Origin of the sequence: Tepidimonas sp. HKU77 (genome assembly GCF_049728535.1) — a bacterium.
Taxonomy (GTDB): Bacteria; Pseudomonadota; Gammaproteobacteria; order Burkholderiales; family Burkholderiaceae_C; genus Tepidimonas.
This window is the reverse complement of sequence record NZ_CP187300.1, coordinates 2,525,962-2,542,805: the sequence shown is the minus strand read 5'-3', so window position 1 is coordinate 2,542,805 and position 16,844 is coordinate 2,525,962. Positions and strand designations below refer to the sequence as shown.

The window sequence follows — 16,844 nt, the reverse complement described above, 5'->3', positions numbered from 1 at the left end:
CCTCTGGCCTCTGGAAAGCCCGACTGATGCATGGGTGGCCGGCCGATACCGGCCTGGATGGCTTGGAACTGACGGCTGCGACATCGTCTTGTCGTGATTCGGCCTGGCCCCTGACGGATCGCTCGGGGCTCGCTGGGCCTTGGTATCAGGGTTGACCCTGAGTCCGTGGGCATCGCCCCGGCATGCGGCGCAGCGCCATCCTGGCTGCCGCTGGCAGGGCAGCCTGAGGGCCTGGGGCGAGGTGTTTGTGACGGCCGGCGCGGCTCAGGCAGCTTCAGTCTTGCCCTGCCTCGCGCGCCCGTCCCCGGGGTGGCGGCTGCGGATCCAGCCCCAGATGGCTGAGGATCTTCTCGACGACCGCTCGCTCCAGGATGGCCGCGATGATCTTCAGTTCCCCGGCGCCGCAGTTCGGGCAGTGCTGCATGTCGATGTCGAACACGCGCTTGAGCAGCCGCGCCCAGCTGATGTGGTGCGGCCGGACCTGGACGGTCTGGACTTCGCACTCGGCGGCGGCGGCCTCGGTTGCCACCTGTGCTTGCGCTGGCGGGCCTTGCGGCACCACCAGCGCCCGCAGCTTGGCGTTCGGCGCCAGCACGCCGTGGAACCTGATGAGGTGCAGCCGCGGCCGCGGCACCAGCGCCGCCAGCCGCTGCATGAACTCCAGCGGGCTCAAGACCAGATGCGTCGTGCCGTCGCGCCACGGTGTCTTCAGCTTCAGCTCGACCTGCCCGGCGGCATTGACCTGCACCCGTTCGTCGGAAAGCGCCGGCCGGGTGATGTAGCGGCACAGCTGCTCCAGCCGCTTGCGGTCATGGGCTTCGACCCGCACCGCGGCGTGCAGGCTCAATCCGTCGATGTCGGCGCACAGCGGCTGGCGGGCCCAGTCCTCGCGCGGCATCGCGCCTCTCAGGGTCAGCACCTTCTGCCCGGCGCGCGGCCCGAAGGCGATTCGGTAGGTGATGGCCGCGGCCTGCAGCGGCCGCAGCGTGCGCGCCTCCTCGCCGTCGGCATCCGGCTCGGCCAGGTAGGTCTGGCCCATGTCTTCGACCAGCACGCCCCGGCGCGTGAGCATCTTCATCAGCCGGGCGATGACGGTCTGCAGCAGCGCGTGCAATTCGTCGTCGGTGGGCGCATCCGCCTCAATGAAGGCCGGCGAACCATCGGCGTCGCAGCAGTACACCCCGTCCAGTACCAGACAGTGCAGGTGGATGTTGAGGTTGGCGGCCGAGCCAAAGCGCTGGATCAGCGTGACGGCGCCGCCGTGACCTTCGTCAGCCTTGAGCCCCGCCTGCCGCAGCAGATGTCGCGTGACCACGCGCTGCACCACCTGCAGCACCGGCGTGACCAGTTCCGGCTGCGCGGCCAGCAGCACGCGCAGCGGGATCGGCAGCGACAGCACCCATTGCCGCACCGGCACGTGCGGGATGACGTGGTCGACCAGGTGCGCAGCGGTCTGCGACATGCGCCGGGCGCCGCAAGAGGGGCAGAATCCCCGGCGCTTGCAGCTGAAGGCCAGCAGCTTGTCGTGGCCGCACTCGCCGCAGCGTAGCCGCAGGAATCCATGCGCCAGGATGCCGCACTCGAGGAAGGCGTCGAACTCGTCCTTGATGAACCGCGGCAACTCGGCGTCCGTGCTGGCCTCGGTGTGGGCGATGAAGCTGGCCGCATGCTGCTGGACCAGGCGGTACAGCGTGGTCTGCTCCGGTCGGTGGCGTTCGTAGTGGAGCCGGCTGGCCAAGCCGGGTAAGGAACCGGGCTGGCGGGCGGCGTGCACGGCATGCAGAGGACTCGATGGGGACCTCTACCGTCCCAGCATCGCCCTGCACTCGCCATCGCCCTTCGGTCGGGCTTGTGGGTGCAAGAAGATGGCCCTCCACCGGGTGCAGCCGGTTGGGGTAGGCCAGCCCCGGCGGGAGTCCGTCGTTCACCCTAGGGAAACGCTGATCAAGTCCACCGTATCGTAGTTGCGTGCGTTGAAGGTGTCGACGCGGGATGCGAGGATGACGATGAAGCAGATGACCTTGGCAGCGGCGGCCGATGCGTCGGCGGGATTCGAGCGCTTTCGTAAGCCTACGCGCCGCGACGCATTCCTGGCCCAGATGCAGACGATCGTGCCGTGGGCGCGGCTGGTGGCGCTGATCGAGCCGCACTACCCCAAGCCCGGCAACGGCCGCCCGCCCATCGGGCTGGAGCGCATGCTGCGCATCCACCTGCTGCAGCACTGGTTCAACCTGGCTGACGCCGCGTGCGAGGAAGCGCTGTACGACTCGGCGGCGCTGCGCGCCTTCGCCGGCATCGACCTGGGGCGCGAGCCGGTGCCCGATGCGACCACGATTCTCAAGTTCCGCCACCTGCTGGAGCGTCACCATCTGGGTCAGGCCATCTTCGCCGAGGTGGGTCGCATCCTGCAGGAGCGAGGGCTTCGCCTGAGCGCGGGCACGATCGTGGACGCCACCATCATCGCCGCGCCGAGCTCGACCAAGAACGCCGAGCAGCAGCGCGACGCCGAGATGAAGCAGACGCGCAAGGGCAAGCAGTGGTACTTCGGCATGAAAGTGCACGTGGGTGCCGACAGCAAGACCGGGCTGGTGCACAGCGCCGTGGTCACCAGTGCCAACGTGCATGACAAGCATGCCTTGCCCGATCTGCTGCACGGTGCGGAAAAGCGCGTCTACGGCGACCGCGGCTACCAGGGCTGCCGCGACATCATCAAGGCGGCAGCACCCCAGGCGCGCGACTTCACCAACCGGCGCGTGCGCAAGCCCGACGGGCAGGACGAGGCCGAGCGGCTGCGCAACCGCACCAAGAGCCGCGCTCGGGCGCGCGTGGAGCACCCGTTTCACGTGCTCAAGCGCCTGTGGGGGTTCGTCAAGGTGCGCTACCGCGGACTCGCCAAGAACGCCAACCGCGTCTTCACGGCGCTAGCGATGGTCAATCTGTATATGGCCGCGCGGCGCGTGCCGGCGTTGGTGCGCCCATAGTGCGCCCAATGCGGGCCAGGTGGCCCGAAAACGGGCCCGCAGGGGCCGCCAGAGCGAGCAAAATCGTGCCGCCCAAGCCCGTACAGCCCGCATCGCTACCCCTGCTGCAACTTGATCAGCGTTTCCCTAGGTGTCAGGCGACACCGTAAATTGACCCCCTAGCGACACGAGGAACTGACCCCCTCGTTCGCAAGGAGGCCATCGTTGGAAACGAAGCACATTGAGGTAGATCCTGTGCGCCGTGTGGTTTGCGGAGTGCAGGAGATGTTGGAGCCGGAAGCGATCACGACGATCGTTCGCTTGGGGCAGTCGGGGTGGGGCGCGAAGCGGATCGCCAGGACGTTGGGCGTCGCGCGCAACACGGTGCGGCGGTATCTGAACGCGGGTGGGCCGGTGCCGTATAAGCGGCCACAGCGCACCGGCGTTTTGGTCGGTCATGAAGCATGGCTGCGGGAGCGCTTCCTGCAGCACCGGGGTAACTGCGACGTGGTGCGTCAGCAGTTGAGCAAGGAGCTTGGGATCGACACGAGCCTGCGCACGGTCGAGCGCGCGTGCCGAGGGTTCCGCCAGGAACTCGAAGCGAGTCGCCGTGCGACGATCCGCTTCGAGACCGCGCCGGGTGAGCAAATGCAGATCGACTTTGGGCAGACGCGCGTGATGATCGGCGGCGAGTCGGTACGGGTGTTCCTCTTTGTGGCCACACTGGGCTACTCACGCAAGGGGTTTGCCTGCGCATTCCGCCACGAGCGCCAAAGCGCCTGGTTCGCTGGCCGAAAGGTCGCCGGGCAGCCGGCCCCACGGCAGGCGGGAGATCCACGGCCACGCGAGCCCGGCCAGGACGAGAAGCACGCCAAGGACGATGAGCAACCGCTGCATGCGGGCATCTTACGCAGCCGAGCGAGCCCTCGCTGCCCGCCCGGTCTTGCCGTCCAGGAGGCCGCGCCACCAGGCGACCAAGGCCTGGGCGGTGCGGGCCACGTCGCCCTCGTTGCGCAGCACCAGGTCCGCGGGCAGCCCCTCGAACTCGCGATAGCGGGCCATGCGCGCCTCGACCTGCGACCCGCTGTCCCGGCCCCGGCGCAGCAGCCGCTCGCGCAACACGTGCTCGGGCGCGGTGATGCAGATGCTGTGCGCGGCCGGCACCTGGGGGCCCCAACGCAGCCAATGCGCCCGCGAGCCGTTGATGAGGACCCAGTCCCCTGCGAGCCACGGCTCCAGCGCCGCCCAGCGGATGCCATAGAGGCAGCCATGGGCTTCCCAGTGCAACGCGAACTCACCTTCGGACAGCCACCGCCGCATCTCCGGCAGGCTGACCGTCTCGTCTGCCGCGCTCGCGCCACCGTGCGGCCGGGCCACCGTGCGCCGCGCCAGCCGCAGCGGCTCTTCGCGCCGCAGGATGGCAAGTGCGGCCGCCAGCACGCTGTCCTTGCCGGCCCCCGAAGGCCCCATCACGTACAGCAGGCGTTCGCCGTCGCCCAGGGCCGGCATCGGGGTGGCGTCCCGGCCCGCGCCTCGCGCCGTGAGCTGCGGGCGTTCGCTCATCGCGTCCCCAGCGGACAACGCTGCACCAGCACGAAAGGCTCGCCTGCGGCCGGCTCCGCAAAGATCGCAAGGTCCGTGCAATGCAGCGGTCGGGCCAGTGCGGCGGCGAAGTGCCGCCGTGCGCGGACGGTGAGTTCATCACGCCAGGCAGGCAAAGGAGCGAGGCCGTCCGTCAGCGTCATGTGGAACCGCCACTCGTCCAGCACGTAGGGGTAGCCGTAGCGTTGGAGCAGCGTCTGTTGCCGCTGCGTCAACCCCCGCTCGCGCCGGCGCAACTCGCTCTCGGAGGGCGGCGCACGCCACGGATCGAGGTCGATCACGCAGCGCCGGGCGAGCGCGACGATCGGGTGCGCGCCGTCGAAGGGCTCGCGGGGACGCAAGGCCATGAAGTCGCCCAACCAGCCCACATCGAGCGGCGGCATCTCGAAGGGCTCGACGGTGGACGCCAGCTGCGCGACGGCCTCCACGAAGGCGGAGGCCCGCGCCGGCTCCCGCAGCCGGCACGGGGGCTTGAGCGTGGCGTGGAAACCGTAGCGCCGGGGCGCCGCGGCCCACGCGCACACCGGCACCAAGGCCCGCTGCGGCTGCGCCGCATCGCGACCCAGCCAAGTGCAGCCGGCATCCCACAGGGGATGGTCCGCAGGCGGCGCGTAGTACACGGCCAGACGGTGCGCGGACTCAATCCGCATGGAAGTCCTCCGGGCTCACGCTCAGTTGCACCGCGTCCGAGGCGAACAGCGTCGTGCCCGCCTCCACCGGCACGCCCTGCGCGTCGACGTTGACGTAGTCCACGACCAGCACAGGGGCCGAGGTCGGGCGCGCCAGTGCGTCGGCCTCGTCGGCGGTCGGCATGCGGCATGAGACGACGCTGCGCGCGCGGGTGTAGTCGCTCACGCCATAGCGCCGCAGGGAAGCGGTCACCGAGCCCGTCTGCGCGAAGGCGGCGGCGACGCCTTCGAAGCGGCGCCACGGGAAGGCACTGACGCTGACGCCAATCACCCGCCCGCGCACGATGGCCCGCGTGTGCAGCACCTCGACCTTCTCGCGCGCTTGCAGACGCAGCGGCGCTGCCCACGTGCCGGCCGCCACGACCTCGGCATGGCGCAGCTCGCGCTGCGCGCGCTCGCCGGACTCGGCCAAGTTCTGCGTGAGCCGGGTGCGCCGCTGCAAGGCGTAGTCCAGCACCAGTTCGCGCACGAAGGTGCCGCGCCCGTGCAGGACACGCACGAAGCCGCTGTCGGCCAGGGCCTTGACCGCCTGGCGCAGGGTGTGGCGGTTGACGCCGAAGCGCTCGGCCAGGACGAGTTCGTTGGGCATGCGCTCGCCGGGCAGGAAACGGCCCGCCACGATGTCGTCGCGCAGGGCCTGGGCGATCTGCTGCCAGCGCGGCAGGGACGGCTCGGTGTCGGCCGCAAGGGTCAGGGCTGGGTCGTGGAGCATGCGGGTCGCAGGAGGATCGAGCTTCAACAAACTGTCATCGATGGCTTGCACACTGGGCGACATCATAGAGTCGTCTAGATGACCGATCCATGTCAGAGCCCTCCCCGTCCCCCGTTCTTCGCTGCGACGCCAAGGCGCGCCGCCAATGGTTGTCGGTGCTGGCGCGCTCCAGCCGCGAGGCGCTCGAGCGCCACGCCGCGCCGTTGGCAAGGCGTCACCCTGGGCAGTGGTTGCGCCCGCCGGAAAACGGCCTCGTGATGCTGCGCGGCCGCATCGGCAACACGGGCGACCGCTTCAACCTCGGCGAGGCGACCGTCACGCGCTGCGCCCTCACGCTCTGCGGGCCGGACGGACACGCCAGCGTGGGCGTGGGATACGTCCTCGGCCGGGACGCCGAAAGGGCGCACTGGATCGCCTGCGTGGACGCCTGCCTGCAGCAGCCCGCCTGGCAGGCGGACGTGTGGCGGCAGGTGATCGCACCCCTGCAGGCGCAGACCGCCGAGCGCCATGCACGCGAGCGAGCCGCGGTCGCGCCCAGCCGCGTCGAGTTCTTCACCCTGCATCCGGAGGTCAGCTGATGATCGCCGCCCTGACCACCCATTCTGCGTCGGCCCACGCGGGGAGCACCAGCGCGCCGGCCGCGCTGCCGCGCGGCTTCGCCGATCCGGTGCACGGCAGCCAGACCACCTTCCGCTGCCTGCTCGAAGCGATGGCACGGCCCGGCTGCCTCCAGGCTCTGGACGCCGGCACGCGCGACGGACTGGCGCATCCGATCGGCCTGGGCGTGGCGACCTCCGCCATACTGCTCACCGTGGCCGATGCAGACACCGCCGTCTGGCTGAGTCCCGCGTTCGCGCCGTCGCAAGTGCTCGAGGGCGTGCTCGCGTTCGGTCGTTTCCACACCGGCATGCGGGTGGTACCTCGTGCCGAGGAGTCACAGTACGCGCTCGCGCCCGCGCACGCGGCGGCCGAGGCCCTGCTGCTCGGCCTACCTCGCGGCAGCGACGAGGCGCCGCAGGAAGGCGCCACTTTGGTCGTCGAGGCGCCCTCCATCGTCTCGATCGAGGAGGACGCGGCGGCCGCAGCGCCACCGGCGCACCCCGAGGACGCGGACCCCACGCCGTGGGTGCGGCTCTCGGGCCCGGGAGTTCGCCACGCCAGGTGGCTGGCGGTGGGGGGGCTGAGCCTGGCCTTCTGGCGGGCGCGCGAGGAACTGCAAGCGGGTTTTCCTCGGGGCGTGGACATCATCTTCACCTGCGGCGGGCAGATCGCGGCGGTGCCGCGCTCGACCGTGGTGCAAAGGAGCCGCTGAGATGTACATCGCAGTCAAGGGTGGCGAGTCCGCGATCGAAGCTTCACGCAGGTTGCTCGCCGCCGCCCGCCGGGGCGATCCGGCGCAGCAGGAGATCGAGGTCGCGCAGATCGAATCTCAGTTCGGGCTGCTGGTGGATCGCGTGATGGGCGAGGCCTCTTTGTACGACCGCGAGCTGGCCGCACTGGCCCTCAAGCAGTCGCAGGGCGACGTGGTCGAGGCGGTGTTCCTGCTGCGGGCCTACCGGACCACCCTGCCCAGGTTCGGCTACGGCGAGCCGCTGGACACCGAACGCATGCGCGCCAGCCGCCGCGTCTCGGCGATCTTCAAGGACCTGCCTGGCGGGCAGTTGCTGGGAGCCACCTTCGACTACACGCAACGTTTGCTGGACTTCGATCTGCTCCGCGCGTCCGACCAGGCACCGCCCACGCACGGCGAGAAGATCGCCGTGGCCGCCGGGGAGCCCCTGTCCGAGGCCATGCCATGCGCCCTCGAGGCCCTCGCCGCGGAAGGCCTGGTGGAGCCGCTCACACCGAGCGACGGCGATCCGCAGCCTCCCGACATCACCCGCGAGCCGCCGGCCTACCCCATGCCCCGTGCAGGGCGGCTGCAGATGCTCGCCCGCGGCGACGAAGGCTGGGTGCTGGGCATGGCCTATTCGACGCAGCGCGGCTATGCGCACACCCACCCCTTCGCGGGCGAGATCCGCGTCGGGGCGGTGGCGGTGGAGTTCACGCCCGACGAGCTGGGCTTTCCGATCGAGCTGGGCGAGGTCGTGCTGACCGAGTGCCAGATGATCAACCAGTTCACCGGCAGTGCCGAGCAGCCTCCCCAGTTCACGCGCGGATACGGCCTCGTGTTCGGTCGCAGCGAGCGCAAGGCCATGGCGATGTCGCTGGTGGACCGGGTCATGCGCGCCGACGAGTTCGGCGAGGAGCTCACCAGCCCGGCGCAGGACCAGGAGTTCGCGCTTTCGCACTCGGACAGCATCGAAGCCTCGGGCTTCGTGCAGCACCTCAAGCTGCCTCACTACGTGACCTTCGAAAGCGAACTGCAGCTGGTGCGCGGACTGCGCGCGCGAGCCCCCGAGACCCGCTCGCCTGCCTGCGCTGCCGCCGACGCCCCCGCGCCTGCTGCGGGCCCGACCCCTGCCATCGAGCCGACCGCATGAACGCCCGACCGCCACTCGCCCCGCCGGCTGCCGGCTACAACTTCGCCTATCTCGACGAGGGCACCAAGCGCATGATCCGCCGTGCGATCCTCAAGGCGGTCGCCATCCCCGGCCACCAGGTGCCTTTCGGCTCGCGAGAGATGCCCTTGGCCTACGGCTGGGGCACCGGGGGCATCCAGGTCACGGCCGCCGTCATCGGACGCGACGACGTGCTCAAGGTCATCGACCAGGGCTCGGACGACACGACCAATGCGGTGAACATCCGCCACTTCTTTGCCCGCACGACGGGCGTGCGCACCACCGAGCGCACGCGGGAGGCGACGCTGATCCAGACGCGCCACCGCATTCCCGAGGCGCCGCTCACTGAACGCCAGATCCTGGTCTACCAGGTGCCGCAGCCGGAGCCGCTCTACCGCCTCGAGCCCCGCCGCGCCGAGACGCTCAAGCTGCACGCCCACCGCGAGTACGGGCTGATGAACGTCAAGCTGTACGAGGACATCGCGCAATGGGGACGCATCGACACCACCTACGACTACCCGGTGCTGGTCAACGGCCGCTACGTGATGGCGCCCTCGCCCATCCCCAAGTTCGACAACCCGAAGATGCACATGATGCCGGCCCTGCAGCTCTTCGGCGCTGGGCGCGAGAAGCGCATCTACGCGGTGCCACCCTACACGAGGGTCGAGAGCCTGGATTTCGAGGACCATCCATTCCGGGTGGAGCCGCAGGGCCATGCCTGCGCGCTGTGCGGCTGCACGACGAGCTACCTGGACGAGATGGTCCTGGCCCATGGCGAGCGCCTGTGGGCCTGCTCGGACACCGACTGGTGCCGCGAACGAAGGGAGGCCGCCCATGACCGCGACTGACATCCGCCTGCGCATCGCGACCGTCGACGATGTGCCGCGCATCCTGGCCCTGTACGAGGCCTCAGGGCTCGACGCCCCGGGCACCAACGACGAGGGGCAGGCCCGTGCCACCTTCGAGACGATGCAACGCTATCCCAACTACCACCTGTGGATCGCCGAGACGGCGGACCAGGCGGTCGGCACCTACGCGATGATCGTGCTGCCCAACCTCGGCCACCGCTGCTCGCCCTCCGCCCTGGTCGAGGACGTTGCCGTCCATCCGGATGCACAGGGGCTGGGCATCGGGCGCCGGATGATGGAGCATGCCCTCGATCAGGCGCGCGCCGCCGGCTGCTACAAGCTGGCGCTGTCGTCCAACCAGTCGCGCACCGCCGCCCATGCCTTCTACGAGGGCCTGGGCTTCGAGCGCCACGGCTACAGCTTCAAGGTGACGATCGATGCACGGTGACAGCCCTTGCGCCACCGAGCCCTTGCTGCAGGTGCGAGCGCTGGGCCGACGGTACGACCGCCACTGGGCGGTACGCGATGCACACCTCGAGCTGCACCCGGGCGAGGTGCTGGCGGTGGTGGGCGAGTCGGGTTCGGGCAAGTCCACCCTGCTGTCGTGCATCGCCGGCCTGCAGCGCCCGGACGAGGGCCAGGTGCGCTACCGGGCGCGCGACGGCCGATGGCTCGACGTACACGCCCTCGGCGAAGCCCAGCGGCGGCTCCTCGCGCGCACCGAGTGGGGCTACGTGCACCAGCAGGCGCACCTGGGCCTGCGCATGGGCGTGAGCGCTGGGGCCAACATCGGCGAGCGGTTGATGGGGCTGGGTGTGCGCCACTACGGGCACCTGCGCGCCGAGGCCGAACATTGGATGCGGCGCGTCGAACTGGACGCGGGCCGGCTCGACGACCTGCCGCGCGACTTCTCCGGCGGCATGCGGCAGCGGCTGCAGATCGCCCGCAATCTGGTGACGCGACCGCGTCTCGTGCTCATGGACGAGCCGACGTCCGGCCTGGACGTGTCGGTGCAGGCCCGCCTGCTCGACCTCATCCGGCTGCTGGTCGCGCGCATGCACCTGGCCGCCATCATCGTCACGCACGACCTGGGCGTGGCGCGTCTGCTCGCCCATCGCATCGTCGTGATGAAGCAGGGCCGTATCGTCGAGCACGGCCTGACGGACCGCGTCCTCGACGACCCCCAGCACGAGTACACGCAGCTGCTGGTGTCGTCGGTGGTCGTGCCCTGAAGGAGCGGACATGAAGATCGAAACGCACGCCTGGCCGGTGATCGACGTGCAGGGCCTGAGCAAGCGCTTCACCCTGCATCTGCAGGGCGGTCGGCGTCTCGACGTCCTCGAGAACGTGTCACTGCAGGTCCATGCCGGTGAATGCGTCGCGCTGGTCGGCGCATCGGGACGCGGCAAGTCCACGCTGCTCAAGTGCCTCTACGGCAACTACGGCTGCGAGGACGACGGCCGTGCCGGCGCACGCGTGGCGGTGCGCGTGGATGGGAACGCGCCGCGCTACCTCGACCTTGCCCGCGCCACACCGCAGGAAGTGCTGGCGTTGCGCAGATCGACGGTCAGCTACGTGAGCCAGTTCCTGCGCGCGGTGCCCAGGGTGCCCGCACTGGACGTCGTGGCCGAGCGCCTGCTGGAAGGCCTGGTGCTGGGCGACGCGGCCGACGTGGACGATCCCCGCTACGACGAGCACGTGGAGAACGCACGCGCCCGTGCCGCCGCGCTCCTGGAGCGTTTGCGCGTGCCCCGCGCCCTGTGGACACTGGCGCCCTCCACCTTCTCCGGCGGCGAGCAGCAGCGCGTCAACATCGCCCGCGGCTTCGTCAAGCCGACCCCGGTGCTGCTGCTGGACGAGCCCACCGCCTCGCTCGATGCAGCGAACCGGGAGGTGGTGGTGGACCTGATCCGCCAGGCGCGCGAGCGCGGCGCGGCCATCGTCGGCATCTTCCACGACGAGGACGTGCGCGACCGCGTCGCCACGCGCACCCTCACCCTATGATGGGCCTGGACCGGCCTGCCGAACCTCGAGGAACCCCATGACCGAACTGGTGCTCACGCATGCCCGCGTCGTGCTCGCGCACGAGGTGATCTCGGGCACGGTACGGGTGCGCGACGGACGCATCGACGCGATCGACAGCGGCACGACCTGCGTGCCCGGTGCGGTGGACCTGGAAGGCGATTACCTGCTGCCGGGCCTGGTGGAACTGCACACCGACAACCTCGAACGTCATATGATGCCTCGCCCGCGCGTGTACTTCCCCGTACAGCCGGCAGTGCAATCGCACGACGCCGAGGTCGCGGCGGCCGGCATCACGACCGTGTTCGATGCGATCGGCGTCGGCGACCCCTACGACGAGGGTTTCCGTGCCCGCGACCAGGGCGAGCTGCTCGGGGTGCTCGACCGGCTAGAGACGGCGGGCGCCCTGCGCGCCGAACACCTGATCCACGTGCGTTGCGAGCTGCCTGCACCCAACGCGCGCGAACTGTTCGAGCCCTTCGCCGCCCACCCCCGGCTCAGGCTCATTTCGCTGATGGACCACACCCCCGGCCAGCGCCAGTGGAGCGACGTGGAGCACGCCCGCATCTACTACACCGGCAAGAAGGGTTGGAGCGCCGAGAAGTTCGAGGCCGAGCTGCGGGCGGCGCCGGAACGCCAGACGCGACACGCGGCGCCGAACCGCCGCTGGTTCGCCGAGTTCGCGCGGCAGCGTGGCGTCGCGCTCGCCACCCACGACGACACCACGGTCGAGCACGTGGAAGAGGCGGTCGCGCTGGGCGCGTCGATGAGCGAGTTCCCGACGACGCTGGAGGCGGCGCGCCATGCCAAGTCGCGGGGACTGGCGACGATCGCCGGGGCGCCGAACGTCGTGCGCGGAGGCTCGCATTCCGGCAACGTGGCGGCACTGGATCTGGCCCGTGCCGGCGTCCTCGACGCGCTGTCCTCCGACTACGTGCCCGCGAGCCTGCTGACCGCCGCATGGAAGCTGCATCGCGAAGGCGGCCACACGCTCAGCGAGGCGATCAACACCGTCAGCCGCAACCCCGCGCGGGCATCGGGCCTCGTGGACAGGGGAGAGATCGCGCCTGGCTTGCGAGCCGACCTCGTGCGTGCACGCGAGGTGCACGACCACCCCGTCGTGCGCTGGGTCTGGCGGGCGGGTGTGCGCGTGGCCTGAAGGGCGCGGGTCAAAGCGCGCTCAGTCCGTCCGCGGTGGACCAGCCTCCGCCCAAGACCTCGTCCTGCACCAGACGGGCCAGCACGACCAGGTAGTAGTCCAGGGACGGGGTGGGCCGGCCCGGAACTTTCGCCAGGTCGTCCCAGCGGCGCAGCTTGACCGCCGCGTCGGCGTGCGGCAGGGTCTCGAAGGCCTGGGCCTCGGCCTCGCTCATCGGCCCTCCCTGCAACACGAGCGTATGCCGGGAGGCGGGCGAGAGGCTGTCGTGGTATGCGGTGTCGCGGGTACAGAGGTAACGCTTGGCCTGCACGTGCAGGCGGATCGGTTCGACCACGTCGGCGTCGAAGGCCTGCGACAGCCACGCGGACGCCAGCATCTCGTGCTGGTCGTCCTCGCCGTCGGGCGTGTGGCCTCCCGCCAGCAGGTGCCCGACGTCATGCAGCAAGGCCGCAGCAACGAGACTGTCGTCCGCGTGGGCCCACTCGGCCAGCTGCGCGCATTGCAGCGCATGCTCCAGCGCGGTCACCGCCTCCGCCTGCACACCGCCGTAGAGCCGCTGGCCGTGAAGCCGGTACAGCTTGTCGATGCGCTCGATGATGGAGTGGGAAGGCATGGTGGCCTCCGATCGGATGTCAGATGAGCCGCTTGCGCAGGGCCGACGACGCCAGGTCTATCAGCGACACCGCGACGATCAGCATGATGAGCACGGCGGCGGTCTGCCCGTACTGGAATCCTCGGATGACGTCCCAGAGCACCATGCCGATGCCGCCGGCACCGACCATGCCGACCACCGACGCCGAACGCACGTTGGCCTCGAAGCGGTACAGCGAGTACGAGATCCATAGCGGCATCACCTGCGGCAGCACGCCGTAGAGGATCTCCTCGATCGGTCTGGCTCCCGTGGCCCGGATACCTTCGACGGGCTGAGGGTCGATGGCCTCCACCGCCTCGGAGAAGAGCTTGGCCAGCGTCCCGGTCGTATGCACCCACAGCGCGAGGACGCCGGCAAAGGGGCCGAGGCCCACGGCGACGACGAAGAGCAGCGCGAACACCATCTCGTTGATCGCACGGCACCCGTCGAGCAGGCGACGCACCGGCTGGTACACCCACCACGGCACGATGTTGGACGAGGCGAGCAGGCCCAGCGGCACCGCGCAGGTCACGGCAAGTGCCGTTCCCCACACGGCGATCTGCAAGGTCACGAGCAGTTCTGTGGCGTAGTGCTTCCACTCCCGGAAGTCCGGGGGGAAGAACCCCCGCAGGTATTCGCCCATGTTGCCCGAGTCGTTCCATAGGTCGAGGGGCCGCATGTCGGCCCCCTGCCACGACCCGGCCAGCACCGCGAGCAACAGCGCCCACAAGGCCGGCCGTCCCCAGCCGGCGCGTGGTGGCGCGGGCACGGCAAGGCGCGCCCCGGCCACGGGCGGCGTGTGCGTGATGCTCATCTTTGGCAGCTCCTGGTCCGGCGGTCCATGCCGCGCCCGCAACCGTCGCCTTGCAGGCGGCTCACCGGGCGCTCGCGACCAGCTTCTGCAGTTCCGCCAAGCGGGCGTCGATCTCCTGCAGCTTCTTCTGCTTGTCCTCGGCCGACAGGGACGAGTCGTTCTCGACGCGGTTGCGCTCGCGGGCCAGTTCGAGCTGGCGGATCGGCAGCAACTGCGCGTTGCTCGATGCCTTGAAACCGGCGAAGCCGATCACCTTGAGGATGGCCTGCTCGCGCTCGTCCTGCTTGCCGTAGCCGAGCAGGAACTCGCGCAGCCTGGCCTTGACGGCCGGGTCGAGGTCCGCACGCCACACCAGCGGGTCGGAGGGGATCAGCGGTGATTTCCAGATCACCTTGATGTCCTTGGCCTTGGCCGGGTTGGTCAGCTTCAGACGCTCGATGGCCTCGTTGTTGTTGGTGGCCACGTCCACCTGCCGGCTGGCCGCGGCGAGCAGGTTCGTCTCGTGGTTGGCCCGCACCACGCGCTTGAAGTCCTTCAGCGGATCGACCTTGTGCTGCTGGAAGGCGTAGTAACCGGGCACCAGGGTTCCCGACGTGGAATTGGGGTCGCCGAACCCCAGCGTGAGCCCCTGGCGCTGGCGAAGCACGTCTTCCAGCGAGTTCAGGGGACTGTCCTTGTGCGTGACCAGCAGCGAGTAGTAACCCATCGAGCCGTCCACCGAGATGGTCTGGGCGAACACCTCGGCCCCGGAGCGGTCGACCGCCTCCATCGCCGACTTGTTGCCCATCCACGCGAGGTGCACCTTGTTGAAGCGCATGCCCTCGATGATCCCGGCGTAGTCCGGCGCGAAGAAGGCGTTGATCTTCAAGCCGGTGCGCCGGCTCATGTCCTCCAGCAGAGGCTGCCAGGCCTGCTTGAGGTTCTGGGACGATTCCGTCGAGATGATGCCGAAGCTGATCTCGCCCGTCTGGGCGCTGGCGCTGGCGCTGGCGGCCAGGCCGAGCGACAGCGCGGCGGCGGTGAGGGTGAAGGCGCGGCGGTCCATGGTCGTCTCCTCGAACAAGGGGTGAGTGGAATGCGGGCGGGATCAGGCGGCTGCCTGGAGTGCGCCCGCGGACTGGGGGGCGGCACCCGGCAGCGCGCCCACCCGGTGGGAGAACAGCTCCTCGGTCTGCGTGCCATACAGCTCCATCAGCCTCTGGCGGCTCAGCTGCGCCGTCGGCCCGTCGTACACGACCTGGCCGTGTCGCAAGGCCACCGTGCGCGGGCAGTAGGCGAAGGCGAAGTCCACCTGATGCAACGAGACGACCACCGTGGTGCCCTGCTCGCGGTTGAGTCGCGCGAGCAGCTCCATCACCTTGCGGCTCGACTCCGGATCGAGCGAGGCGATGGGCTCGTCGGCAAGGATCACCTGCGCCCGTTGCACGATGGCGCGCGAGATCGCCGCCCGCTGCTGCTGCCCGCCGGACAGCGTCGAGGCCCGCTGCCACGCGCAGCGTTCGATGCCCACGCGCTGCAAGGCGAGCCAGGCCGCCTCCAGCTCGTGCGCCGGAAAGCGCCTCAGCGCCGTGCGCCACAGCGGCAGGCGGTTGAACGCGCCGACCAGCACGTTGTGCATCACGGGCAACTGTTCGACCAGGTTGAACTGCTGGAAGATCGTGGCGATGGCCGCCCGCGTGCGGCGCACGTCCCGCTCGAGCCGCCCGGCCTGCTGCACCCGGCGCCCCAGTACCACCACGCGCGATTCGCTGCCCTCGTCTCCCCGATGCAGCCCGCAGAGGTGCCGCAGCAGCGTGGACTTGCCCGAGCCCGACGCACCGAGCAGAGCGACCATCTCGCCGCGCCGCACGGTCAGGTCCACGTCCTTCAGCGCGCAGCAGTCGCCGAACGTCTTGCGCAGGCCGCGCACCTCGATCACCGTGTCGTGCATGGATTTCCTCCGGGTGGACGTCGCAGCAGATTATCTAGACGACCCATGACCGGTCCATGAACCTTGCATGACCGGGCGATGACAACGGCCGTGCAAGATCTACACGGTAGGTCTTTCCGACCTCCCGCCGGCTCCGCGCCAGGCCAGTTCCAAGGCGGACAGGCGACCCCGAGGGCGGAGCGGGAACGCCATCTGCTCGGCTGTGCCACCCATGCACCGCACGAGCACCGACCTTCGCAGCGGGGTCCATGCCCCGCCGCACACGCAGGCACCGATCGCGCCGCCGCTTTCGCCCGTCGAACAGGGACGGGCCGACTGCTACGGCCTTGCCGCGCGGCTGTTGAGCGCCCCCGCCGACGCGGCCTTGCTGCAGGCGCTGGCCTCGATGCAGGACCTTCGCCCCGCCGGCAGCGTCCTGGCTGATGCGTGGCGGTCGCTGTGCGGGGCTGCGCGCGCCCCGGCCCGCGCAGTGGCGGACGCATTCGACGCCTTGTTCGTCTCGATCGGCACGCCGCGGCTCAATCCCTATGCCTCGGTCTACCGCAGCGGGTTCATGATGGATCAGCCCCTTGCGGACCTGCGCGCGGACCTGCGGGCGCTGGGCCTTGCGCGTGCGCGCCATGTCGGCGAGCCCGAAGACCACCTCGCGGCGCTGTGCGCGACGATGCGGGTCCTCATCACCGGTGTCGGGACCGTGCCGGCGCGCCCCCTCGAGCGTCAGCGCCAGTTCTTCGATCGGCACCTCGCACCCTGGTACGCAGAGTGCCTGAACGACATGGAGCAAGCACCGGATGCCGGGTTCTACGCGGCCGTCGCGCGTTTCGAGCGGGCCTTCCTCGATATCGAGACCGAGGCGTTCGGGATGCTGGAGGACGGATCGGGGTGGCGGCATGAATCCCCGCTGTCCGACCCGGTGCCTGCCGCAGGAGAAGGACCATGACATCGCGCCATCCCCCGGCACCCGCCGCCCCCCCGG

At 70.0% G+C, this 16,844-nt stretch carries 19 protein-coding genes; 10 read left to right on the top strand and 9 right to left on the bottom strand.

The annotated features are described in order from the left end of the window. Window positions 1-274 precede the first annotated feature (274 nt). Window positions 275-1,774 (bottom strand): transposase, encoded by a 1,500-nt coding sequence (locus ACPP3B_RS12305; protein WP_424859167.1) that lies wholly within the window; start codon window positions 1,772-1,774, stop codon window positions 275-277. Between the two features lie 232 nt (window positions 1,775-2,006). Here ACPP3B_RS12305 and ACPP3B_RS12300 point away from each other — a divergent pair, with 232 nt between their 5' ends. Beyond that, the gene (locus ACPP3B_RS12300) at window positions 2,007-2,981 is read left to right on the top strand and encodes an IS5 family transposase (RefSeq protein WP_424859166.1); all 975 of its coding nucleotides are present in this window, start codon (window positions 2,007-2,009) and stop codon (window positions 2,979-2,981) included. Between the two features lie 711 nt (window positions 2,982-3,692). Here the strand turns inward: ACPP3B_RS12300 and ACPP3B_RS12295 are convergent. From ACPP3B_RS12295 to phnF, 4 genes are read right to left on the bottom strand one after another with little or no spacing between them, the layout of a single operon-like run. Further along, a complete protein-coding gene (locus ACPP3B_RS12295; RefSeq protein ID WP_424859165.1) occupies window positions 3,693-3,857 on the bottom strand; it encodes a DUF2905 family protein in 165 nt (54 codons plus the stop codon). Window positions 3,858-3,866: 9 nt separating this feature from the next. Further along, window positions 3,867-4,523: a phosphonate metabolism protein/1,5-bisphosphokinase (PRPP-forming) PhnN gene (locus ACPP3B_RS12290; RefSeq protein ID WP_424859164.1), complete on the bottom strand. Its 657-nt coding sequence runs from the start codon at window positions 4,521-4,523 to the stop codon at window positions 3,867-3,869. After that, complete coding sequence (locus tag ACPP3B_RS12285) at window positions 4,520-5,212, bottom strand: DUF1045 domain-containing protein (protein WP_424859163.1); 693 nt, start codon at window positions 5,210-5,212, stop codon at window positions 4,520-4,522. Before ACPP3B_RS12285 ends, ACPP3B_RS12290 begins: the two co-directional genes overlap by 4 nt. Continuing rightward, on the bottom strand, window positions 5,202-6,029 hold the full coding sequence (gene phnF, locus ACPP3B_RS12280) for a phosphonate metabolism transcriptional regulator PhnF (RefSeq protein WP_424859162.1): 828 nt from the start codon (window positions 6,027-6,029) through the stop codon (window positions 5,202-5,204). The genes ACPP3B_RS12285 and phnF overlap by 11 nt, the downstream gene beginning before the upstream one ends. A 23-nt stretch (window positions 6,030-6,052) precedes the next feature. On the opposite strand from phnF, the gene phnG reads away from it, so the two are divergent. The 8 genes from phnG to ACPP3B_RS12240 are packed head-to-tail and all read left to right on the top strand — an operon-like array spanning window position 6,053 to window position 12,493. Then, window positions 6,053-6,541, top strand: coding sequence for a phosphonate C-P lyase system protein PhnG (gene phnG / locus ACPP3B_RS12275; RefSeq protein WP_424859161.1), 489 nt, complete (start codon window positions 6,053-6,055; stop codon window positions 6,539-6,541). Then, window positions 6,541-7,275, top strand: coding sequence for a phosphonate C-P lyase system protein PhnH (gene phnH / locus ACPP3B_RS12270; protein WP_424859160.1), 735 nt, complete (start codon window positions 6,541-6,543; stop codon window positions 7,273-7,275). Before phnG ends, phnH begins: the two co-directional genes overlap by 1 nt. A 1-nt stretch (window position 7,276) precedes the next feature. Then, window positions 7,277-8,446 (top strand): carbon-phosphorus lyase complex subunit PhnI, encoded by a 1,170-nt coding sequence (locus ACPP3B_RS12265; RefSeq protein ID WP_424859159.1) that lies wholly within the window; start codon window positions 7,277-7,279, stop codon window positions 8,444-8,446. Next, window positions 8,443-9,312, top strand: coding sequence for an alpha-D-ribose 1-methylphosphonate 5-phosphate C-P-lyase PhnJ (locus ACPP3B_RS12260; RefSeq protein ID WP_424859158.1), 870 nt, complete (start codon window positions 8,443-8,445; stop codon window positions 9,310-9,312). Before ACPP3B_RS12265 ends, ACPP3B_RS12260 begins: the two co-directional genes overlap by 4 nt. Then, window positions 9,299-9,760, top strand: a complete 462-nt coding sequence (locus ACPP3B_RS12255; RefSeq protein WP_264892049.1) for a GNAT family N-acetyltransferase — start codon at window positions 9,299-9,301, stop codon at window positions 9,758-9,760. Before ACPP3B_RS12260 ends, ACPP3B_RS12255 begins: the two co-directional genes overlap by 14 nt. Further along, window positions 9,750-10,544: a phosphonate C-P lyase system protein PhnK gene (gene phnK / locus ACPP3B_RS12250; RefSeq protein ID WP_424859157.1), complete on the top strand. Its 795-nt coding sequence runs from the start codon at window positions 9,750-9,752 to the stop codon at window positions 10,542-10,544. The genes ACPP3B_RS12255 and phnK overlap by 11 nt, the downstream gene beginning before the upstream one ends. Window positions 10,545-10,554: 10 nt before the next feature. Next, on the top strand, window positions 10,555-11,316 hold the full coding sequence (gene phnL / locus ACPP3B_RS12245) for a phosphonate C-P lyase system protein PhnL (RefSeq protein WP_424859156.1): 762 nt from the start codon (window positions 10,555-10,557) through the stop codon (window positions 11,314-11,316). A 37-nt stretch (window positions 11,317-11,353) separates the two neighbouring features. Then, entirely contained in the window at window positions 11,354-12,493 is a 1,140-nt protein-coding gene (locus ACPP3B_RS12240) for an alpha-D-ribose 1-methylphosphonate 5-triphosphate diphosphatase (RefSeq protein ID WP_424859155.1), read from the top strand. A gap of 10 nt (window positions 12,494-12,503) precedes the next feature. On the opposite strand, the gene ACPP3B_RS12235 is transcribed toward ACPP3B_RS12240, so the two are convergent. From ACPP3B_RS12235 to phnC, 4 genes are all read right to left on the bottom strand, one after another. Next, the gene (locus ACPP3B_RS12235; protein ID WP_424859154.1) at window positions 12,504-13,106 is read right to left on the bottom strand and encodes a phosphonate degradation HD-domain oxygenase; all 603 of its coding nucleotides are present in this window, start codon (window positions 13,104-13,106) and stop codon (window positions 12,504-12,506) included. A 19-nt stretch (window positions 13,107-13,125) separates the two neighbouring features. Continuing rightward, window positions 13,126-13,938, bottom strand: a complete 813-nt coding sequence (phnE, locus tag ACPP3B_RS12230) for a phosphonate ABC transporter, permease protein PhnE (protein WP_424859153.1) — start codon at window positions 13,936-13,938, stop codon at window positions 13,126-13,128. A gap of 61 nt (window positions 13,939-13,999) precedes the next feature. Then, complete coding sequence (phnD, locus tag ACPP3B_RS12225; protein WP_424859152.1) at window positions 14,000-14,983, bottom strand: phosphonate ABC transporter substrate-binding protein; 984 nt, start codon at window positions 14,981-14,983, stop codon at window positions 14,000-14,002. 42 nt (window positions 14,984-15,025) lie between these two features. After that, the gene (gene phnC / locus ACPP3B_RS12220; protein ID WP_424859151.1) at window positions 15,026-15,868 is read right to left on the bottom strand and encodes a phosphonate ABC transporter ATP-binding protein; all 843 of its coding nucleotides are present in this window, start codon (window positions 15,866-15,868) and stop codon (window positions 15,026-15,028) included. Between the two features lie 211 nt (window positions 15,869-16,079). Here phnC and ACPP3B_RS12215 point away from each other — a divergent pair, with 211 nt between their 5' ends. Further along, complete coding sequence (locus ACPP3B_RS12215) at window positions 16,080-16,808, top strand: TorD/DmsD family molecular chaperone (RefSeq protein WP_424859150.1); 729 nt, start codon at window positions 16,080-16,082, stop codon at window positions 16,806-16,808. Window positions 16,809-16,844: the final 36 nt, after the last annotated feature.

What these genes read in the sequence shown, in the direction of transcription:
- ACPP3B_RS12295 (WP_424859165.1), bottom strand. Translation starts at nt 3,857, where the DNA reads ATGCAGCGGTTGCTCATCGTCCTTGGCGTGCTTCTCGTCCTGGCCGGG.
- phnL (WP_424859156.1), top strand. Translation starts at nt 10,555, where the DNA reads ATGAAGATCGAAACGCACGCCTGGCCGGTGATCGACGTGCAGGGCCTG.
- ACPP3B_RS12260 (WP_424859158.1), top strand. Translation starts at nt 8,443, where the DNA reads ATGAACGCCCGACCGCCACTCGCCCCGCCGGCTGCCGGCTACAACTTC.
- phnD (WP_424859152.1), bottom strand. Translation starts at nt 14,983, where the DNA reads ATGGACCGCCGCGCCTTCACCCTCACCGCCGCCGCGCTGTCGCTCGGC.
- phnE (WP_424859153.1), bottom strand. Translation starts at nt 13,938, where the DNA reads ATGAGCATCACGCACACGCCGCCCGTGGCCGGGGCGCGCCTTGCCGTG.
- phnF (WP_424859162.1), bottom strand. Translation starts at nt 6,029, where the DNA reads ATGATGTCGCCCAGTGTGCAAGCCATCGATGACAGTTTGTTGAAGCTC.
- phnG (WP_424859161.1), top strand. Translation starts at nt 6,053, where the DNA reads ATGTCAGAGCCCTCCCCGTCCCCCGTTCTTCGCTGCGACGCCAAGGCG.
- ACPP3B_RS12215 (WP_424859150.1), top strand. Translation starts at nt 16,080, where the DNA reads ATGCACCGCACGAGCACCGACCTTCGCAGCGGGGTCCATGCCCCGCCG.
- ACPP3B_RS12290 (WP_424859164.1), bottom strand. Translation starts at nt 4,523, where the DNA reads ATGAGCGAACGCCCGCAGCTCACGGCGCGAGGCGCGGGCCGGGACGCC.
- ACPP3B_RS12235 (WP_424859154.1), bottom strand. Translation starts at nt 13,106, where the DNA reads ATGCCTTCCCACTCCATCATCGAGCGCATCGACAAGCTGTACCGGCTT.
- ACPP3B_RS12265 (WP_424859159.1), top strand. Translation starts at nt 7,277, where the DNA reads ATGTACATCGCAGTCAAGGGTGGCGAGTCCGCGATCGAAGCTTCACGC.
- ACPP3B_RS12240 (WP_424859155.1), top strand. Translation starts at nt 11,354, where the DNA reads ATGACCGAACTGGTGCTCACGCATGCCCGCGTCGTGCTCGCGCACGAG.
- phnK (WP_424859157.1), top strand. Translation starts at nt 9,750, where the DNA reads ATGCACGGTGACAGCCCTTGCGCCACCGAGCCCTTGCTGCAGGTGCGA.
- ACPP3B_RS12255 (WP_264892049.1), top strand. Translation starts at nt 9,299, where the DNA reads ATGACCGCGACTGACATCCGCCTGCGCATCGCGACCGTCGACGATGTG.
- ACPP3B_RS12285 (WP_424859163.1), bottom strand. Translation starts at nt 5,212, where the DNA reads ATGCGGATTGAGTCCGCGCACCGTCTGGCCGTGTACTACGCGCCGCCT.
- phnC (WP_424859151.1), bottom strand. Translation starts at nt 15,868, where the DNA reads ATGCACGACACGGTGATCGAGGTGCGCGGCCTGCGCAAGACGTTCGGC.
- ACPP3B_RS12300 (WP_424859166.1), top strand. Translation starts at nt 2,007, where the DNA reads ATGAAGCAGATGACCTTGGCAGCGGCGGCCGATGCGTCGGCGGGATTC.
- phnH (WP_424859160.1), top strand. Translation starts at nt 6,541, where the DNA reads ATGATCGCCGCCCTGACCACCCATTCTGCGTCGGCCCACGCGGGGAGC.